Origin of the sequence: Allobosea sp. ASV33, from assembly GCF_016428755.1 — a bacterium.
Classification (GTDB): domain Bacteria; phylum Pseudomonadota; class Alphaproteobacteria; order Rhizobiales; family Beijerinckiaceae; genus Allobosea.
This window is the reverse complement of the sequence record NZ_JAELTI010000035.1, coordinates 1-16421: the sequence shown is the minus strand read 5'-3', so window position 1 is coordinate 16421 and position 16421 is coordinate 1. Positions and strand designations below refer to the sequence as shown.

The following is a 16421-nucleotide window of genomic DNA, read 5'->3' as shown; positions in this document are numbered from 1 at the left end:
TGCATCGCCTCGTTCACAACTCACAGTAGATCAGCGTACCGAGATCCGTCCACGCCATTCCCGCCCGTGCCCGATCGTGGTGCTGAGCTGGCGGAGCGAAAGCGTGATCTCCTGCTGCGGTGAACCGAAATCCGCGAGTTCCTGTGCGGACGGATAGACCCATGTGGGCGCGTTCACGATTTCGGCATGGCGTAGATCCTCGCCGTCGAGAATGCCGATCTCGTAGCGCTCGCTCTCCTCCCCTAACGGCACTTCCGCCAGCTCCCAGGAATCGCCGTCGATCCGCGTTCGCCTGAGCCAGCTCAGGGCAATGCCATCTCCGGTCCGCCGGGCTTTCGGACGGACGGGAGGCAGCGGAACGAGCGGCTCTCCGGCAATCGTGGCTTCGAACTCGACCATCGTCGCATCGCCGACATCGTCGCGGGCCGGGCCGACGCGATAGCGCCGCACCCGGCCGAGATCGGCGAGATCGGCTGTCAGCGCGACAGAGGCACCGTCCAGCACCACGACGCGGGCACCCGCCGGCAGAAGGCGCGCAGCCGGCGCCTCGCTCCCACCGAGCCCGCGAATCAGCCTGGACAGACGGAAGCGCTGTGGTCCGATCAGTTCGACCTGCGAAACCGTGACGATCTCGACCTTGCCATCTGCTCCGACCAAGGCGACCGCGTTCGCCCCGGCCAATGCCGCTTCCGGCGAGACGGACGACAGCACGCCACCGCGCAGCCGGACCTCCAGCACGGCACGCCGGTCCGTCCGCCAGAGCGGCCCCGGCGGCAGCGCCGTCAAAGTCTCGCCGACGATCGAAGGCGCCTCGACGAAGCCGTCGAGTTCGAACAGTCCGGCTTCGTCGGCGCGCCAGATCGCCAGCGCACCCGGCCAGGGTGCGGCGAATGCGGCAAGCGACAGCAAGGGCGGCGGCTGCACAGTGACGATCGGCAGGGCGAGCGGCACGGCCAGCGGCCGTCCGGGCAGGGCTGGAGGAATGCGCGGCGGACGCGTGCCGCCGGTCGCTCCAGTCGAGACATAGATCGCCGGCTCGACGGCGCGAGCGCTGATCCGCCGTGTTGGGCCGTCGGCGATGCGGGTGACGCGGAACAGCCGGTTTCCGGTCTCGACCGGGACGGACAGCACATCGCCGGGCTCGACGCCGATGCACCGCGGCGACAGTTCGCATTCGAGGCTCTCGCGCGCCGCCCAAGCCTCCTGCAGGCGCTGGTCCGCAAGGCGGCGCCCTTCGGCCGAACGGGTCACGATCGCGGTTTCGACGGCGACTTCGCGTCGGGCCGCCCCGGCCAGCCGACGCGAGCGTGCAGCGGCGTTGCGATAATCGGCCTCGCTGTCGCTGAAACCGAGACGCAGTTCGAGCGGCAGTTCCGTCTCCTGACTGCGGCGCAATGTGAAGGGCTCGCCATCGCGATCCGGAACCAGATCGTCGGGGCCGAGCAGGCGCGAGACCTTGCCGCCCCGGCCCTCGAAGCGCAGGGCGCCGGTGCTCATGATCGCATCGAAGCCGAAGCTCTGGGCGAGCGGCTCCAGCGCCTGCCGGGCTGATAGCGGGCGGTCCAGTACATAGCCGTCGACGAAGCCGTCGACGACGACCCGATCGGCTGCCGGCAATCCGAAATCGGCCAGGAGCTTCGTGACCAGCCGGTCGACAGGCGTGCCTTCGAGGCGCCCGTTCAGCCAATGGCCGGTCTCGAAATTCGCTCCATCGGCCCAGATTCCTGAGAGATCGGGAAAGGCCGGGAATGGCCGCGTATCCCAGTTCCACACGAAGATCCTGTTGGGATCGACCATGCGGATGCCGCTCACGGGATGGACCGGGTTGCGCGCGGCATCGAACCCCGCCCGAGCCGGATCGAAGCCCGAGATGATCGCCTCCAGCGCCCGCGCCTGAACGAGATCGTCGCGGGCGCCACTCGAAAACGGCGGAAATCCACCCTCGTCCGATTTTGGATCGGGGAACATGTTGGGCGCATTGGCGCCCTTGTCGACGGCAGGTACGCCGATCTCGGTCAGCCAGATCGGCTTCGCTCCGGGTACGAACGGGGTTGCGCTCGTCTCGACGCCACCCGCGCGGCGGATATGGGCCTGGCTCCACCAACCCCAGAGATCCTTCGGCCGGTAGATCCAGGGCTTGCCATAGGCGCCGTCTGTGATCGGCTGGCGCGCCTGCGCGGCCCTGTCGGCCTCGTCGGCATAGTACCAGTCATAGGCCTCGCCCGCCGTCAGGCGCTGGCGCAGATAGGCGAGATCGGCCGGACCGCGCGCGATCGCGGCATCGGCATGATCCCCGGAATCGCGCCAGTCCGAGAGCGGCGGATAGAAATCGATGCCGATCGCGCCGATCGCGGGAGAAGCCCAGAGCGGATCGAGCGGAAAATCGATGGTATCGCCATCGTCGCGCACATCCCCGCCATACTCGGTCCAGTCGGCGGCATAGGTCAGCGTCGCACCCGGCAGCATCGTCTTCACGTCTTGCGCAACGGCCGCGAGCTGATCGACCATCGGGTATCCGGCGGCACCGCGCAGATGCGTCAGGCCGACCATCTCGGAACCGACGACAAAGCCCTCGACGCCGCCCGCTGCCTGGGCCAGCGCGGCGCAGTGCATGACGAGCCGGCGGTAAGACCATTCATCCGGCTTGGCGCAGGTGACGCTCGCTCCGGCAACAGCCATATCGGCCGGGCCGACCGTTCCCACGAAGGTCGCGATCTGAGCCGCAAGCGCCGCGCCACCTTCCGGGCTGTCCGGCTCGCCGGGTGCAGGATAGCAGGTGATGCGCCCGCGCCAGGGATAGCGCGGCTGGCTGGCCGCGTCCGAATAGGGATCGGGCAGTGCGTTCCCGGCCGGGATGTCCATCATCAGGAAGGGATAGAGCACGACCTCTAGGCCATAGTCGAAGCGCAGGCGCCGGATCAGCGCGACGACGCTCTCGTCCGAAGGCGTACCGCCGAAAGCGGGCCGGCCGTCGACCTGGCTGACGACACGGGCCGACGAGCGCGACAGCCCGGCGACCGACCACTCCGCGCCGACCGTCGGCTTATGCGGAATCTCGATCCGTGGCGCGATCGTGCAAGCGCCGGCACGCAGATCGTCGCCGAACCAGGATACGACCAGCGACACACGGCGAAGATTGGGGCAGAGCGCCGCGAGATGGCCGAGCGCGGTGTCGGCGTCGCTGCCGCCATAGAGCTGGTGGCGCGTCAGGCTTTCGGTTACGCCGGCCTCGGGCTCGTGGCTGACCGGGCGGATGTCATAGACGAACTCGCCGGCGCCGGGCGTCAGCGCGACCGCTCGGATCATTCCGCCCAACCCTTCGACGGCGCGCACGACCTCGAAATCGAACTGCGGCACGCGATTGCCGTAGTCGGCCAGCGGAAAGCGTTCGAACACGACATAGGCGAGTCCGCGATAGGCCGGGGCCTCGCCCGCCTCCTTCGCTGCGATCAGCGGGTCGGGCTCCTGCGTCTCATAGCCGTGATGGACGCGCATCTGCACGGTCTGGACATCGAGCTCGCGCCCATCGACCCAGATGCGCCTGACGAAGGCGATCGGCCCTTCGCATAGTCCGATCGCGAGATTGGCATGGTAGCTATAGGTCGTCTCGTAGGTCTTCTTCGAGCGCCCGCCCTTGCCGCCGCTCTTGGTACGCGTGATCGAGACCGTGACCTCCTCCTCGAAGCGCGTCGCCCAGATCAATTGCCCGCCGAGCCGCGCGCGGCCGTAGAGGCGCGGGATCGCGGCGCCCTCCGTCGCGGCGAGACCGTTCACCTCCTTGAGGCGCGGGCCATCGACGACCTTGTTCCCGCCACCGGCGCCGCCCATCCAGGCCTGGTCGATTGTCGCGCCGGCGAGACCGCCGAACGCCTGGCCGATGGCGCCGCCGATCGGCCCGCCGAGCGCCGATCCGAGCGCCGCGCCAGCAACCTGGAGAAGAAGCGTCGCCATTAGTCGGTCACTCCGGGGAAGGAAAAGGCATGGCTGAGATGGCGCCGCCACCAGGGCGTGAACGCGACCTCGGCGACGGCGGCACCGTCATGGGCATGGATGATGCGGTCCGGGCCTGCGAGGATCGCGCAATGCTTGGCCGGCAGGTGCTCGCGCCAGCGAAAGAGCAGCACGTCGCCCGGCCGCGTTTCCGTGAGAGCGAGCGGCAGCAGATGCCGCTCGGCCGCCAGCGCGAGCGTCTCCTGCCGCAGGCTTTCGGCCCAGCTCGGCGAATAGGGCGGCGGCTCCTCCGGCTCAGCCCCGCAGAGATCGCGCCAGACGCCGCGGACCAGCCCGAGGCAATCGCAGCCGACGCCGCGCAGCGAGGCCTGATGATGATAGGGCGTGCCCAGCCAGAGCCGCGCGGCCTCGACGATCTCCTGGCGCTTCATCGGAACAGGCTCCCGCCATCGAGCGCGCCATCGCCGGGGCGGACTCCGCCGATGATGAAGTCGGTGGTCGGCATATGCGGGAAGCCGCGGAAATTGACGCCGTTGCCGAACTTGGCGCGACAGGTCGCGAAGCTTTTGTCGCAGCCCGGCGTGACCCTGAAGCCGTCGCCGGGGACGATCGGCGCCGCCGGCGCCTGCCAGAGTTGGAACAGCGCCTGCGCGCCTTCACGGCCATGCCGCTTCACCTCGGTGGCGAAGCCCGTATTGGCGCCACTGGTGAAAATGAGCCGACCGCCGGTGAAATGGCCATCGGCGTAGGACTCCATGCCCTCGACCGAGACTGACAGCCGCCCGTCGCTCTCGACGACATCGGCCTCCGTCACGGAGAGCGCGGCACCGCAGCGTGCGTCCCCCAGATCCGCCGAGCAGGAGCGCATGTAGAGCCGGCCGCGCTCCTCGTCGAAGACCTTGGCGACGCTGCGGATCTCGGCCGTGAAGCTCGCTTCCCCCCGTTTGATCTCGCCGACGAAACCCTCTTCCAGCAGGACCCGCTGGTCAGGATCGGCCCAGTTGACCAACCAGACGCGCACGCGCGCATCGTCATAGAGCCCGCGCGCAAGATCGGCCTCGTTCAGGCCGAGGGCGGCGAAGGCGCCGGCGACCTCGCCGCCACCGATGGCGAAGCCCAGTTCCGCCGCGCTTTCCGCGGCTTCGAGGCCGACCGTCGCGGCGAAATCGACGCCCTCGAAGGACAGCTTGCGATCGTGATCGGTGAAGCCGAGGACGAGCCCGTCGCGACGCGTCAGGCTCCAGCAATGGCAGAGCGTGGTCGCAGCCGCCTCGATATGGGCGGCGAGAGCAGAAGGAATGTCACGCATGGAGCAGGCCTCAGGGGATGATCTCGATCACGGGAACGCGCGGAATCTCGCCGGCCGCGAAGGCGGAGAGATCGACCTCGATCGCGTCGGTGTCGAAGCGGACCGGAACGTCGAAAGCGAAGCCGGCTGTCACGACGGCAGCCGGCGGCGGGATCGAGTCACCTGCGAAGGTGACCTGCCCGGTCGACAGGTTGCAGGAGAAAGCCGCGCCCGCGAGCTCGACGCCATCCATGGCGACCCGGACCGTGCCAGCGCAGGGTTTGGTGATCTCGCGGCTATAGGCGGAGCTGCCTGTCCCGTAGGCCTTGCAGAGCTGGAACGTGGCTGCGACGCCGTCGCCGACCCCGATGACCTGGTCGGTCGCGGCCGGCTGCTGCGAGGGCGGGCAACTCTTCCAGTCGAGCTGATCGCGCCAGCGGAAACCGTGGAGCCGGCCGCGACGCTCCTCGAAGAAGCTCACCACGGCCGCCAGCGCATCGAGATTGCGGATACCGAGCCCGGCGTCGTAGCGGCGGCGCGAATGGGCCCAGCGGCTGTTTCGAACTTCTCGCCCGGAAGCGAGCGTCACGATCTGGGTCTGGCGCTCCGGCCCGCCGCGCGCGCCGCGCGCGACATCGAGCGGGAAGCGGACCTCATGGAAATCGGGCATGCTTCCCCTCCCTCAAAGAGCCCGTCGCCCGCGCGCGACCGCGCGCGCAATCGCAGCGGAAACCTGCGCCTCCGAGCGGCGGAAGCTTTCGGCATCGGGGGTCGAGACCTGCACGACGACATTGAGCGGCCGCCCCTGCCCGCCACCGGCACGGACGCCGAGGCGCCCGTCGGGTCCGCGAGCGAGCGGCATGATCGCCTCGGCGCCGCGCTCGCCCATCAGGCCGAGCCCGCGTCCGGTCGGGAAATAGGAGGGCGAGGCGACGATGCCGCCCTCTGCGAAAGGAGCCACCGGAATGCCCCCGCCTCCCGAGCCGCCCAGGCCGATGCCGCCGAACAGTCCGCTCAGGCTCTTGACGCCCGTGCTCAGCAAGCTCGACAGGCCGGTCTGCAGCGGCTTCAACGCGGTCTTGAGCAGGCTGTCGGTCATCGAGCGGCCGACGCTGCGCAGAACGTCCTCGAAACGCTTCCCCTCGACGACGCCGCGCGAGAAGGCGCTGACGATCGACTTGCCGAAACTCTCCGAGGATCGGCTCAGGGACTGGGTCAGCCGGTCCATCGCCTTCAGGTCCGAGAGGCGCCCTCCCGACTCGATACCGTCGTCGTCCGTCATGACCATTACCTCGATAGGTTGGTTGGAATTGCCGCCTCAGGCGTCTGGAAAGGCGTCCATCAGCGCCGCCAGCGCGGGACGCTCCGGAGCCGCGCTACGGAACGGTTCTTGATGGGCCCGCAATGCCGCCGCGATCTCGCGCGGCGTCGCGGCCCAGAAGCGATCGGGCGGCCAGGCCAGCCGCCCGAGCCCGAAGGCCATCACCTCGTCCCAGGGAAAACCCGCCGGTGCGCCTAGGCCGGCGGCTGCGGAGGGCGGGCAGCGTCACCTCCCTCTCCGAAGGTCGCCTCGAGCAGCGTGATCGCGGCCTTGATCGCGCCACCGAGTCCGCCGTCGAAGGAGAGCTCTGCGACATCCTCGTCACGGATCGCCCTGCCCGCTCCGCGCAAGCCCGCCGCGATGATGCGGATGATGTCGCGGGCGGAAAGCCTGCCTTCAACGAAGCGCTCGCCCAGCGCCGGCAGGCTATCGACGGCGAAGGCGTGTTCGAGTTCGGCGAGCGCACCGAGCGTCAGCCGCATCGGCAAGGTTTCGCCGGCGACCATGAGCGCGGTCTCGCCGCGATGACGGTTGACCATGGCCATCTCCTCACAGCGCCGCGAAGGCCAGGAGCCCGGCAGATTCCAGCGAAAGGTCGAAGGTGACCTCGCCGGCATGGTCGCCGCGATATTCCAGGCCCGTGAGCTGGAACGGCCCCGAGATCGTGCCGAAATCCGGCACGACGATCTGCCAGTCCCGGATCATGCCGTCGAAGAAGCTCTGACGGACAAGCGTGTCCGATGCTTCGTCCTTGAAGATCCCGGCGCCGCTGATGCTTGCGCGGCGCACCCCGGCTCCCGCCAGCAATTCGCGCCAGCGCCCGGCCGATTCCGAGTGCGTCACATCGACAGTCTCGGCGTTGAAGGCGATCTGGCGCGCCCTCAGGCCAGCGACTGTGACGAAACCGCCGGCACCATCCCCCGCCTTGAGCAGCAGGTCCTTGCCCTTCTGTGCCGCCATGCGGCTTCTCCTTTATGAGCTAGAGCGTTTCGGTGACGGCGCGGAAGCGGACCGTCACCTGCGGCAATCCGTTGCGCGTCTCGCGTGCGAGCCGGCTCGACAACCAGCGCAGATTGACCAGCGCGTGCCCGTCCAGGGCGAGTGCGGACTGATCGAGTGCTGCGACGATGAGGCCGGCGGCCTCCAGCGCCTGGCGCGAGGAGCCGCTCTGCGCGGCCCAGACGACGAGCGCGAATTCCTGCTCGCAGCCTCGGTCGCTGCCGGTCGACCAGTCGCGCGCCTCGACCTCGCCATGGACGACATAGAGCCCGCGCACTGCACGCGGCGCCTCGTCGAAAACGCGGTCAGGGCCGATCAGCGCCGTGAGGCCTGCATCCGCGACGAGGCGCGCCTGAACGGCGGCGCGAAGGGCCAGGATGGCATCGCTCATGGCGTCACCTCCTCGGCCAGGCAGACCAGCCGCCGACGCGCGCCATCCGGGTCGGCGGCGGAACGGATGTCGAAGATGCGATCGCCGTCACGCAGCCGCCGGCCGGCATCGACATCGCCCCGCCAGCGCATCGTGATGCGATAGCTGCGCAACTGCTCCGGTCGACCCTGCCGCCAGGCCTCGGTGCCAGAGATCCATTCGAACTGGGCCCACAGCGCGGCCACGGCCTCGAAACCCTTTGTCGCACCGCCGAGACCATCCGGCGAAGCCACCGGCGCCTCCAGCACGAGCCGGCGCCGCATCCGGCCGATGGCGGCCGATTCCTGCGCCATCTTCAAAGCCTCCCGCGGCGAAACGGCGCGACCAGCGCGGCAATGGCGGCAGGTAATGCCTGTGCATCGCGCCCGGCGACATCGCCGCGCTGCTCGAACCAGCGCGCGGCCAGGCGCAGGACCGCCTGCCGCAGCGGCGCGGGCACGGCAGCGGCGGTCGCTCCGTAGCCGGCGACGAGATCGATCTCGATCGCGCCATGGGCGCGCCCGATCTCGGGCACCTCGCCCGTCAGACGAACGACCGGCGGATCGGCGGCCTTGTCCAGCGTCAGCGACGCGCTGGCGACGGCCTGGGCCGCCCCGAGCACGTCATAGACGCGCGCCGCGTCGATCCGCAGCAGCGGCGAAAGCGGCAGGCGGATCTCGCCCCCCGCCGGCCAACGGTCGAGCACGATCCGCCAGGGCTGCTCGATCAGGCAGCGCCCCGACGCCGCCTCGATCATCAGCCGGGCGGCCGTGATCAGGGTGGCGAGCAGGTCGTCCTCCTCGGTCTGGTCGAGGCGCAGGAACTGGCGGGCTTCAACAAGCGTCACCGGCTCGGTCGCCGGCGGACCCAGGGCAAGCGGCGTCATGAGCGCTCCCTTCATTCGTTCGATTGCATGGGGTTCGGCTGCGAAAACGCGGCCGAGAGGGTTCATCTGCGGCGCCCGGCGCGCTATCAGCGCTCTCTCGAAGAGGAGCACCCGATGCGCATCGCCCACGGAACTGCAGCTATCGGTCTCGCCTGCGCCCTGGCTGGAAGCCTGGTGGGCTACTCGGCTCGGGCCGTGGTGGCCGGGCAGGAGGGCGGGCCGGAAGCCGGTTCCGCCCTGATGGTGCTCAATGCCCGCGGCGGGGTCTGCACGGGCATCGTGCTGTCGGCACGCGCCATCCTGACTGCGGCGCACTGCGCCGCCGGGGGCGCGGAATTGCGTGTTCATTGGCGTGAGGGCGGGGAACCCGTCCTCGTCGTGCCGTCGTCAGTCGCGATGCATCCGGAATTCGATGCCGGCGCGATCCGCAGCCGCCGCCGCACGATCGACTTCGCGCTGATCCGCCTGGCCGAGCCCCTGCCCGGCCGGTTCAGCGCAGCCACTCTGGTCGACGGCCCGCTGCCGCGCGCCGGCAGCAGCGTCACGCTCGCCGGCTACGGCGTCTCCCGCGAGGGCGAGGCGCGCAGCACGGGCACCTATCGCTCGGCAGCGCTGACGACCGTCGAGCCCTTCGGGCCCGGCCGCATCCTGCTCTGGGCGGCCGATGGCGCCGGCGGCGGCAAGCGCCCTGGCGCGGGCGCCTGCCAGGGCGATTCCGGCGGGCCGATCTTCGGCCATGACGGCGTCGTCGCGGTCACGAGCTGGTCGACCGGCCCCTCCGGGCGCCAATGCGGGCTGCTGAGCCAGGGCGTCCTCGTCGCGCCGCAGCGCGGCTGGATCGATTCCACAATGTCGAAATGGGGTGAAAGCGCCCGTTGGACCGGTAGCCACTGACGGAAGGACTGGACTGTGCCGTGGCACGGCCTAGATTGGTCTGCCGATCCATTGGTTCGCTTCATGACACTGCGCTCGTCTCTCGCCCTTGCTTGTTTCCTGGCCGCTGGCGCCATTCATCCGGCGCTTGCCGTCGTCCGCGGTGTCGATTCGCGCGATGCGCTCGGCGCCCGCGCCTCGACCGTCAGGGTCGAGACCAGCCGCGGCGAGCTCTGCTCGGGCGCCGTGATCGCGCCCGAAATCGTGCTGACCGCGGCACATTGCCTGATGGGCGGCGGTTCGATCAGCGTCGTCAGCCTCGACAGCCGCTTCAAGGCGCGCCGCCAGATGGTGGTGGCGGTCCTGCCGCATCCGAGCTTCGTGCCCGGCACGACACCGCGCACCCAGCCCGGCACCGACCTCGCCTTGCTGCGCCTGGCCCAGCCACTGCCCGGAGATATCGAACCTCTGACGCTCGGCAGCGGGCTCTGGCAGGGCGAGACCGTCACCATGGCCGGCTACGGCCTGTCGTCGGAGAACAACAAGCGCACGGCCCGGCGCCTGCGCGAGACGCAGCTCGTCAACGCCGGCAACTACACCACGCAGAACACCGTCAAGGTCGCGGTCGATGCCGAGAACCGTGGCGAGACGCCGGGGGCCGGCGCCTGCCGCGGCGATTCCGGCGGCCCTGTGCTGCGCGGCAGCGGTGCCCGCTCGCGCGACCTCGTCGGCATCGTCAGCTGGTCGAGCGGACCGCTGAAGACGCAGGCTCGCCTGATCTGCGGTGGGTTCACCGCGATCACGCCGGTCAGCGAGTACCGCAACTGGATCACCGAAGGCAGCGCGCGGCTGCGCGCCATCGGCAGCGAAGCGCCGCCGGAGCAGACGGCCGAGCCGCGCGCCGCCTTCAGCTGGTGGTTTTCCCGCTAGATCGGGCTCAGACCGCGAATTTCAGCCCCTTTATCGCGGCGAAGTCCTGCACGCCGCCGCCGACGCGCTTGGTGGTGTAGAACAGCACATAGGGCTTGGCGGAATAGGGGTCGCGCAGGATGCGGACGCCGGCCCGGTCGACGACGAGGTAACCGCGCCGGAAATCGCCGAAGGCGATCGAGACCGCGTTGTTGGCGATGTTCGGCATATCCTCCGCCTCGACCAGCGGGAAACCGAGCAGCGTCGCCGGCGCGCCGGCTGAAGCCGGAGGCTGCCAGAGGTAGTTGCCGGTGGAGTCCTTGAACTTGCGGACCGCGGCCTGCGTCTTGCGGTTCATCACGAAGGAGGCGTTCTGGCGGTAGCCTGCCTTCAGCGCATAGACGAGATCGACGAGCACGTCCGAGGGGTTCGACGCCGGGAAGGCCCCAGCGACGCCGGTATTGAGCACGCCGATATTGCCCCAGCTCCAGCTCGCTTCGGCCACCGTCGGATAGGCCAGGAAGCCTTTGGGCTTGTCGATGCCGTCACCGGTGACGAAGGCGGCGCCTTCCTGCTCGGCGAAGGCGCTTTCGACCTCCTCGGCGATCCACTGATCGATATCGACGATGGCGTCGTCGAGCAGCGTCTGGGTCGCCGCCGGCATGGCGTAAAGTTCCATGGCCGGGAAGGAGAGCTCGGCCAGGGTGGGCGAAGACCCTTGCGGCCGGGCCGCGGTCTCGGCCACCCAGCCGGAAGCCGGGCCGGTGGTGGAGAACGCCTTCTTGTAGGTGCCGGACGAGATCGTGCGGACCGTGGCCAGCGAACGGATCGGCGAGACATTGGCGAGGCGGCGCAGGATTTCACCCTCGACGGTCGCCGGCGCGAGATAGCCGCCATCCGGGCCGGAGCCGGCGGAGAGCGCCTTGGATTCCAGCCGCTTCAGGCCGCCGGCCTCGCCGGTACGGACATAAGCTCCGAAAGCCGCCTTGTGCTCGGCCGTCAGCGGATCGCGCGAGCCGTCCTGGCCCAGGGCCGGGCGGGCGCGCTCCAGCGTCAACCGGTCGATGCGGCGCATGGTGTCGTCCAGCGCCGCGTCCATGCGGACGAGCTTCTCCTCGGTCAGCGGATCGGCGCCCTGGCGCGCTTCCAGGCCGGCGAGGCGCTCCTCGTTGGTGGCGCGGTAGTTCTCCAGCGTGTAGCGCAGGTCCTCGAAGGCCAGCGCGAGATCGGCGCCGGCCGCCTTGGTCTCGGGCGCGGTGTTGAGATGGCTCATGGTCTCTCCTCGGGGTGATGGGTCAGATGAAGGCGGCGGGCCGCGTCGCTTTGACGGCGGCGATCCGGGCCTGGGGCAACATCGGGAAGGTCACGACCGACACCTCCCAGAGATCGATGCGTTCGAGCCGGCGCAGGCCGGTTCGTGGCTCTGTGCGGGCCTTCTCGTGGCGAAAGCCGATCGACAGGCCGTCGATCGCACCGTCCAGCATCAGCGCATGGATCTCGCGGGCACGGGCGACGGCGAGCGACAGCCGGCCGCGCACGAACAGGCCGCGGCTATCCTCGGCGAGGCTCGACCAGCGGCCGATCGGCTCGGCCGGATCATGCTGCCAGAGCATCTTCACGCCGCCCGGCCCGCGCCTTTGCAGGCTCTCGCGGAAGGCGCCGGGCTCGACGATGTCCTTGCCGAGATCGGGAATGCGGAAGAGGCTGGCATAGCCTTCGAAGACGCCGTCGAGCCCGATCCGGGACGGCTGGACCGGCAGCAGCTTGGATTCGAACGAGGCGCGTGTCGGACTCGTCCGCGTCATCGCTCGCCCTCTGCACGGTCGCGGCCACCCTTGGTCCGTTCGTCCTCGAGCTTGGCGAGCTGACGGACGAAGCGGCTGAAGGTCTCGACGGGTGCGCCGCCGCGCGACGCCCTGCCCGCGCGGGCTGGCGCAGGAGCCTTTGCCGGCGGCTTGGCCGCGCCGTTTCTGCCTTTCATGACGGGTCCCCTTCGTGGCGTGCGTTGAAGCGGTTGAGCTCGCGGACGAAATCGTCGAAGCGGCGGTTGGCGGCGGTCAGTTCGCGCAGCACGAGCCAGGCCAGCCCCGACGCGCTCGCCGCCCAGAGCAGCAGGCCGAGATGGCCGACATCGGCACGGCCGACGAAGGCCGCGACGATCTGTTCGAGCATGTTCATGAAGCCTCCTTTCCGGAGGTGCGCCGGCCGTAGCCGACGGCCTCGCGCTTCTCGTCCTCGTCGAGGAAGGCAGCAGTGCCGAGCCGGCGCCAAAGCGATTCCCGCTCCTCGGCCAAGGCCTCGATGGCGTCGAGATCGGGCTCCAGGACCAGCTCGTCGCCGAAGGCCGGCCCGAGCCATTGCGCCATGGACTGCGCGGTGCGGCGCACCAGCGGGATGATTGCCTGGCGCCAGAGCGCGCGATTGGCCTCGGCGAAATTGGCGTGGGTGTTGTCGCCGGGCAGCCCGAGCAGCAGCGGCGGCACGCCGAAGGCAAGCGCGATCTCGCGGGCAGCAACGCCCTTGGCGGCGACGAAATCGAGCTCGGCCGGCGTCAGCGAAAGCGGCTTCCAGTCCAGCCCGCCTTCGAGCAGCAGCGGCCGCCCGGCATTGCGTGCGCCCTGGAAGGAATCCTCCAGCTCCTGCTTCAGGCGTTCGAACTGCGCCTCGGTTAGCGGCGCGCCTTCCGGCCCGTCATAGACCAGGGCGCCCGAGGGGCGCGCGGCATTGTCGAGCAGGGCCTTGTGCCAACTGCCGGCGGCGTTGTGGATGTCGAGCGAGACCGCCGCCGGCTCGATCGGCGACAGCCCGTAATGATCGTCGACGGGGTGGAACAGCGTCAGGTGCAGGATCGGCGGCAGGCCGCCCTCATCCTGCCGGAAGCGCACCGTGTCGCCACCGACCGTGTAGTCATAGGCCTCCGGCCAGCCGTCGCGGCCGGGCACGACGCGCATCCGGTCGGGCCGCAGCGCATAGAGCTCGCGCGGCTCTCGGCCGGCGCTCACCGCCTCGACATAGGCATTGCCGGCGACGAGCAGGTGCCCGACCAGCATTTCGCGGAAGGCGATGCCGCCCTGGCGCGGATTGGGCCGCTCGATCAGCGCGAGCGCCGGATGCTCCGGCATCTCGCGGGATCCGACCTTGGCGACGAGCGGCGTCTGCGCCGCCGCCTCCGCGATCAGGCGGATGCAGCGATGCACGACCGGATTGCGCTCATAGCCCTCCCGCGAGAGTGCGACATAGTCGCGGGGTGTCCAGACCGCGCGCCCCGCCTCATGCAGCGCGATCAGCGGCCCGACACGCGAGCGCTTCTGGCCCGGCGCGGCTCGGCCGCGCAGGCTACGAAGAAAATCGAACATGGATGTCTCGCTGTTGGAGCGTAAGGGAACGAAGGGCTAGATGCCCCTCACCCGCGGCCGGGCTTTCGGTGCCAGCATCAGATGGGTCAGCGCCCAGACGAGCGCGTCGAGCCGGTCCGGCGAGCGGCCGGTTTCCAGGCCGCGCGGCCCGAAGGCGCACATTTCGTCCTCCAGTTCCGGAAAGGCCCCGGCATGGCGGACGCGCCCCTGCGCATAGAGCGCGGCAACCGGCTCGGCGCGGAGATATTTGCCGCGCGTCGCCCGCACGGAGATCACGGGAACGCCGGCATCGACCTCGCGGATGATGCTTTCGACCATCTCACCGCCCTGGTTGACCTCGACGACCAGCGCATCCGCCTCATGGCGGCGATAGAGCGCGACCGCCCTCTCCGCCCATTCGTGAGGTTTCGCGCCGGCCAAGGTCGCGTCTTCCAGCACATGGCCGATACCGTCATGGTCGACGCCGGCAACCACAAGCCCGCAGCGGTCGGCCCGCAGGGAGGAGGTGGCGGGCGGATCGACCGCCACCGCTATGCGGGCCAGCGCCGGCTTCTCACGTTCGCGGGCGGCCTCAATCATCGCCCGCGTCCAGAGCGCGTCCGGGCTCTCCTCGACGATCTCGCCATCGAGCTCCTGCCGGCCGAGCCGCGTGCCACCATAGGTCTGCGTGACCGTGCGGACGAACTCGGCGGCGAGGTTGTAGCGGTTGTCCTGCGTCCGCGCCCGGCTCACCGCGACATGCGGCTCGACCAGCAGGCGCTTGACCAAGGGCAGTGGGCGCGGCGTCGTCGTCACCACCTGGCGGGGATTGTCGCCGAGGCGCAGGCCGAATTGCAGCATATCCCAGCACTCCTGAAGGTTCGGCCATTTCGCGAGTTCGTCGGACCAGGCGGCGCCGAATTGCGGGCCGCGCAGCGCTTCGGGATCCTCGGCGGTGAAGACCTGTGCGATCGCGCCGTTCGTCCATTGCAGGCGGCGCAGCGAAGGGTGCCAGGTCGGGCGCTCCCAGCGGGTGTGGATCGAGAGCAATCCGGAGACGCCCTCGATCATCACGTCGCGAACCTGAGCCTGGGTCTCGCCGACGAGGGCGATCCGTTCGGTCCGCATATCCGCAAAGGGCGGATGGCCCAGCGCCATGCCCTTGACCCATTCGGCGCCGGTGCGGGTCTTGCCGGCGCCGCGGCCGCCCAGCACCAGCCAGATCGGCTTCAGTGGTTCGGGCGGCAATTGATCGGGGCGCGCCCAGATTTCCCAGGTATTCCGAATGAGCTCGACGTCATCCGGGCTCGCCGTCGGCATCAGCTTCTTGAGAATTCTCACGCGCGTCCTGAGCGGCAAGGGCCTCAAGACGTCGAGCAAGATCCTGACGGAGCTGTGCGACATGTCGCAGATCGTCGGCAGCGGAAGGCTCATCCGTATGCTTGTCCTTCCTTGCTACTGGGGGCTCCTCGATCGCGACCAGTTCGCGGACGGTGCGGGCGAGCACGGCCAGCGCCTTCGCGTCGGCCTCGCTCGCAGTCGTGCCCTTGGGCAGGTCGGCGAGATGTTCCTCATGGGTATCGATCTGGCGCTTGGCGGCGCGCCAGAGCTGGCCCACCACCGCCTTGCGCGAGACCAGTTTCCGTTTCGACCTCGGCCCGGCGGCTTGCTGCGGCGTTGTCTCGTCCTCTTCGGCCATGACGTCCCTCTCGGATGACAGGCACGAAAAAGCCGCCGGCTGGAGAGCGCGGCGGCTTCGTTCGGGCAGATTTCGTGAGCGTTCCTGATGTCTACCGGATCAGCGTCACGATGTCAAGGACAAAATTCCTACAATTTTGAGGTGCATCACTTGAGAGGATCAAGCCTGCTCCTTCTCGATCCACTTGTAGGTCGCGGCCGGCACATAGTTCTGCATCCGGTCGAGCAGCGTCGCCGGCTCGGTATCGGTCATCGCCATCGCGCGGTGGTTCTGCTTGAGGAAGCCGGCCTCGACGGTGCGATCGAGGAAGGTGGCCAGCGGATCGTAGAAGCCGGCGACATTGAGCAGGCCGAGCGGCTTGGCGTGGATGCCGAGTTGCCCCCAGGTCCAGATCTCGAACAGTTCCTCGAAGGTGCCGATCCCGCCGGGCATGGCGATGAAGCCGTCCGAGAGCTCGGCCATGCGCGCCTTGCGGGTGTGCATGGTGTCGACGACCTCGAGCCGGGTCAGCCCGACATGGCCGACCTCCTTGTCCTTCAGCGCCTTGGGAATGACGCCGTGGACCTGGCCGCCAGCCTCCATCGCCGCATTGGCGACGATGCCCATCAGGCCGACCGCGCCGCCGCCATAGACCAGCGTCAGGCCGCGCCGGGCGATCTCGGCGCCCATGGCGCGGGCACCCGCCGCATAGACGGGATCGTTGCCGGGATTGGAGCCGCAGAAGACACAGACAGATTTCATGAACCGAGAG

At 69.3% G+C, this 16421-nt stretch carries 20 protein-coding genes and 1 pseudogene; 2 read left to right on the top strand and 19 right to left on the bottom strand.

Annotation, left to right across the window (positions count from 1 at the left end; genetic code table 11):
- Positions 1 to 30: 30 nt before the first annotated feature.
- The 11 genes and pseudogenes from JHD80_RS12580 to JHD80_RS12530 all read right to left on the bottom strand — a co-directional run bounded on the left by JHD80_RS12580 (position 31) and on the right by JHD80_RS12530 (position 8854).
- The gene (locus tag JHD80_RS12580) at positions 31 to 3951 is read right to left on the bottom strand and encodes a baseplate multidomain protein megatron (RefSeq protein WP_199087628.1); all 3921 of its coding nucleotides are present in this window, start codon (positions 3949 to 3951) and stop codon (positions 31 to 33) included.
- Positions 3951 to 4382, bottom strand: a complete 432-nt coding sequence (locus tag JHD80_RS12575) for an NlpC/P60 family protein (protein WP_199087621.1) — start codon at positions 4380 to 4382, stop codon at positions 3951 to 3953. The genes JHD80_RS12580 and JHD80_RS12575 overlap by 1 nt, the downstream gene beginning before the upstream one ends.
- Positions 4379 to 5260, bottom strand: a complete 882-nt coding sequence (locus tag JHD80_RS12570; protein ID WP_199087619.1) for a DUF2163 domain-containing protein — start codon at positions 5258 to 5260, stop codon at positions 4379 to 4381. The genes JHD80_RS12575 and JHD80_RS12570 overlap by 4 nt, the downstream gene beginning before the upstream one ends.
- A gap of 10 nt (positions 5261 to 5270) precedes the next feature.
- Positions 5271 to 5909, bottom strand: a complete 639-nt coding sequence (locus JHD80_RS12565) for a DUF2460 domain-containing protein (RefSeq protein WP_199087617.1) — start codon at positions 5907 to 5909, stop codon at positions 5271 to 5273.
- 12 nt (positions 5910 to 5921) lie between these two features.
- A complete protein-coding gene (locus tag JHD80_RS12560; protein ID WP_199087615.1) occupies positions 5922 to 6521 on the bottom strand; it encodes a phage tail tape measure protein in 600 nt (199 codons plus the stop codon).
- A 36-nt stretch (positions 6522 to 6557) separates the two neighbouring features.
- Positions 6558 to 6728 (bottom strand): annotated as a pseudogene (locus JHD80_RS12555) (phage tail assembly chaperone); the annotation flags it as partial.
- A gap of 26 nt (positions 6729 to 6754) precedes the next feature.
- The gene (locus JHD80_RS12550) at positions 6755 to 7099 is read right to left on the bottom strand and encodes a gene transfer agent family protein (protein WP_199087611.1); all 345 of its coding nucleotides are present in this window, start codon (positions 7097 to 7099) and stop codon (positions 6755 to 6757) included.
- Between the two features lie 10 nt (positions 7100 to 7109).
- Entirely contained in the window at positions 7110 to 7520 is a 411-nt protein-coding gene (locus JHD80_RS12545; RefSeq protein ID WP_199087609.1) for a phage major tail protein, TP901-1 family, read from the bottom strand.
- Positions 7521 to 7539: 19 nt separating this feature from the next.
- Complete coding sequence (locus JHD80_RS12540) at positions 7540 to 7950, bottom strand: DUF3168 domain-containing protein (protein ID WP_199087607.1); 411 nt, start codon at positions 7948 to 7950, stop codon at positions 7540 to 7542.
- Positions 7947 to 8282, bottom strand: coding sequence for a phage head closure protein (locus tag JHD80_RS12535; RefSeq protein ID WP_199087605.1), 336 nt, complete (start codon positions 8280 to 8282; stop codon positions 7947 to 7949). Before JHD80_RS12535 ends, JHD80_RS12540 begins: the two co-directional genes overlap by 4 nt.
- Positions 8283 to 8284: 2 nt before the next feature.
- On the bottom strand, positions 8285 to 8854 hold the full coding sequence (locus JHD80_RS12530; RefSeq protein ID WP_199087603.1) for a head-tail connector protein: 570 nt from the start codon (positions 8852 to 8854) through the stop codon (positions 8285 to 8287).
- A gap of 114 nt (positions 8855 to 8968) precedes the next feature.
- On the opposite strand from JHD80_RS12530, the gene JHD80_RS12525 reads away from it, so the two are divergent.
- Positions 8969 to 9748: a S1 family peptidase gene (locus tag JHD80_RS12525; RefSeq protein ID WP_199087601.1), complete on the top strand. Its 780-nt coding sequence runs from the start codon at positions 8969 to 8971 to the stop codon at positions 9746 to 9748.
- Positions 9749 to 9811: 63 nt separating this feature from the next.
- Positions 9812 to 10657: a S1 family peptidase gene (locus tag JHD80_RS12520; protein WP_199087599.1), complete on the top strand. Its 846-nt coding sequence runs from the start codon at positions 9812 to 9814 to the stop codon at positions 10655 to 10657.
- A gap of 7 nt (positions 10658 to 10664) precedes the next feature.
- Here the strand turns inward: JHD80_RS12520 and JHD80_RS12515 are convergent, their stop codons facing one another.
- The 8 genes from JHD80_RS12515 to JHD80_RS12480 form a co-directional block, all read right to left on the bottom strand.
- Complete coding sequence (locus tag JHD80_RS12515) at positions 10665 to 11909, bottom strand: phage major capsid protein (protein ID WP_199087597.1); 1245 nt, start codon at positions 11907 to 11909, stop codon at positions 10665 to 10667.
- A 22-nt stretch (positions 11910 to 11931) separates the two neighbouring features.
- The gene (locus JHD80_RS12510; protein WP_199087595.1) at positions 11932 to 12441 is read right to left on the bottom strand and encodes an HK97 family phage prohead protease; all 510 of its coding nucleotides are present in this window, start codon (positions 12439 to 12441) and stop codon (positions 11932 to 11934) included.
- A complete protein-coding gene (locus JHD80_RS12505; RefSeq protein ID WP_199087593.1) occupies positions 12438 to 12617 on the bottom strand; it encodes a hypothetical protein in 180 nt (59 codons plus the stop codon). The genes JHD80_RS12510 and JHD80_RS12505 overlap by 4 nt, the downstream gene beginning before the upstream one ends.
- Positions 12614 to 12814 (bottom strand): hypothetical protein, encoded by a 201-nt coding sequence (locus tag JHD80_RS12500; protein WP_199087591.1) that lies wholly within the window; start codon positions 12812 to 12814, stop codon positions 12614 to 12616. The genes JHD80_RS12505 and JHD80_RS12500 overlap by 4 nt, the downstream gene beginning before the upstream one ends.
- On the bottom strand, positions 12811 to 13992 hold the full coding sequence (locus tag JHD80_RS12495) for a phage portal protein (protein WP_199087588.1): 1182 nt from the start codon (positions 13990 to 13992) through the stop codon (positions 12811 to 12813). The genes JHD80_RS12500 and JHD80_RS12495 overlap by 4 nt, the downstream gene beginning before the upstream one ends.
- Positions 13993 to 14028: 36 nt before the next feature.
- Complete coding sequence (locus JHD80_RS12490) at positions 14029 to 15291, bottom strand: DNA-packaging protein (protein ID WP_199087692.1); 1263 nt, start codon at positions 15289 to 15291, stop codon at positions 14029 to 14031.
- Positions 15269 to 15670, bottom strand: coding sequence for a hypothetical protein (locus tag JHD80_RS12485; protein ID WP_199087586.1), 402 nt, complete (start codon positions 15668 to 15670; stop codon positions 15269 to 15271). Before JHD80_RS12485 ends, JHD80_RS12490 begins: the two co-directional genes overlap by 23 nt.
- 159 nt (positions 15671 to 15829) lie before the next feature.
- The gene (locus JHD80_RS12480) at positions 15830 to 16411 is read right to left on the bottom strand and encodes an LOG family protein (protein ID WP_199087584.1); all 582 of its coding nucleotides are present in this window, start codon (positions 16409 to 16411) and stop codon (positions 15830 to 15832) included.
- Between the last annotated feature and the right edge of the window lie 10 nt (positions 16412 to 16421).

Bases quoted from the DNA above. Each gene is read 5' to 3' on its own strand.
- JHD80_RS12580 (WP_199087628.1), bottom strand. From the start codon at position 3,951: ATGGCGACGCTTCTTCTCCAGGTTGCTGGCGCGGCGCTCGGATCGGCG.
- JHD80_RS12575 (WP_199087621.1), bottom strand. From the start codon at position 4,382: ATGAAGCGCCAGGAGATCGTCGAGGCCGCGCGGCTCTGGCTGGGCACG.
- JHD80_RS12570 (WP_199087619.1), bottom strand. From the start codon at position 5,260: ATGCGTGACATTCCTTCTGCTCTCGCCGCCCATATCGAGGCGGCTGCG.
- JHD80_RS12565 (WP_199087617.1), bottom strand. From the start codon at position 5,909: ATGCCCGATTTCCATGAGGTCCGCTTCCCGCTCGATGTCGCGCGCGGC.
- JHD80_RS12560 (WP_199087615.1), bottom strand. From the start codon at position 6,521: ATGACGGACGACGACGGTATCGAGTCGGGAGGGCGCCTCTCGGACCTG.
- JHD80_RS12550 (WP_199087611.1), bottom strand. From the start codon at position 7,099: ATGGTCAACCGTCATCGCGGCGAGACCGCGCTCATGGTCGCCGGCGAA.
- JHD80_RS12545 (WP_199087609.1), bottom strand. From the start codon at position 7,520: ATGGCGGCACAGAAGGGCAAGGACCTGCTGCTCAAGGCGGGGGATGGT.
- JHD80_RS12540 (WP_199087607.1), bottom strand. From the start codon at position 7,950: ATGAGCGATGCCATCCTGGCCCTTCGCGCCGCCGTTCAGGCGCGCCTC.
- JHD80_RS12535 (WP_199087605.1), bottom strand. From the start codon at position 8,282: ATGGCGCAGGAATCGGCCGCCATCGGCCGGATGCGGCGCCGGCTCGTG.
- JHD80_RS12530 (WP_199087603.1), bottom strand. From the start codon at position 8,854: ATGACGCCGCTTGCCCTGGGTCCGCCGGCGACCGAGCCGGTGACGCTT.
- JHD80_RS12525 (WP_199087601.1), top strand. From the start codon at position 8,969: ATGCGCATCGCCCACGGAACTGCAGCTATCGGTCTCGCCTGCGCCCTG.
- JHD80_RS12520 (WP_199087599.1), top strand. From the start codon at position 9,812: ATGACACTGCGCTCGTCTCTCGCCCTTGCTTGTTTCCTGGCCGCTGGC.
- JHD80_RS12515 (WP_199087597.1), bottom strand. From the start codon at position 11,909: ATGAGCCATCTCAACACCGCGCCCGAGACCAAGGCGGCCGGCGCCGAT.
- JHD80_RS12510 (WP_199087595.1), bottom strand. From the start codon at position 12,441: ATGACGCGGACGAGTCCGACACGCGCCTCGTTCGAATCCAAGCTGCTG.
- JHD80_RS12505 (WP_199087593.1), bottom strand. From the start codon at position 12,617: ATGAAAGGCAGAAACGGCGCGGCCAAGCCGCCGGCAAAGGCTCCTGCG.
- JHD80_RS12500 (WP_199087591.1), bottom strand. From the start codon at position 12,814: ATGAACATGCTCGAACAGATCGTCGCGGCCTTCGTCGGCCGTGCCGAT.
- JHD80_RS12495 (WP_199087588.1), bottom strand. From the start codon at position 13,992: ATGTTCGATTTTCTTCGTAGCCTGCGCGGCCGAGCCGCGCCGGGCCAG.
- JHD80_RS12490 (WP_199087692.1), bottom strand. From the start codon at position 15,291: ATGCCGACGGCGAGCCCGGATGACGTCGAGCTCATTCGGAATACCTGG.
- JHD80_RS12485 (WP_199087586.1), bottom strand. From the start codon at position 15,670: ATGGCCGAAGAGGACGAGACAACGCCGCAGCAAGCCGCCGGGCCGAGG.
- JHD80_RS12480 (WP_199087584.1), bottom strand. From the start codon at position 16,411: ATGAAATCTGTCTGTGTCTTCTGCGGCTCCAATCCCGGCAACGATCCC.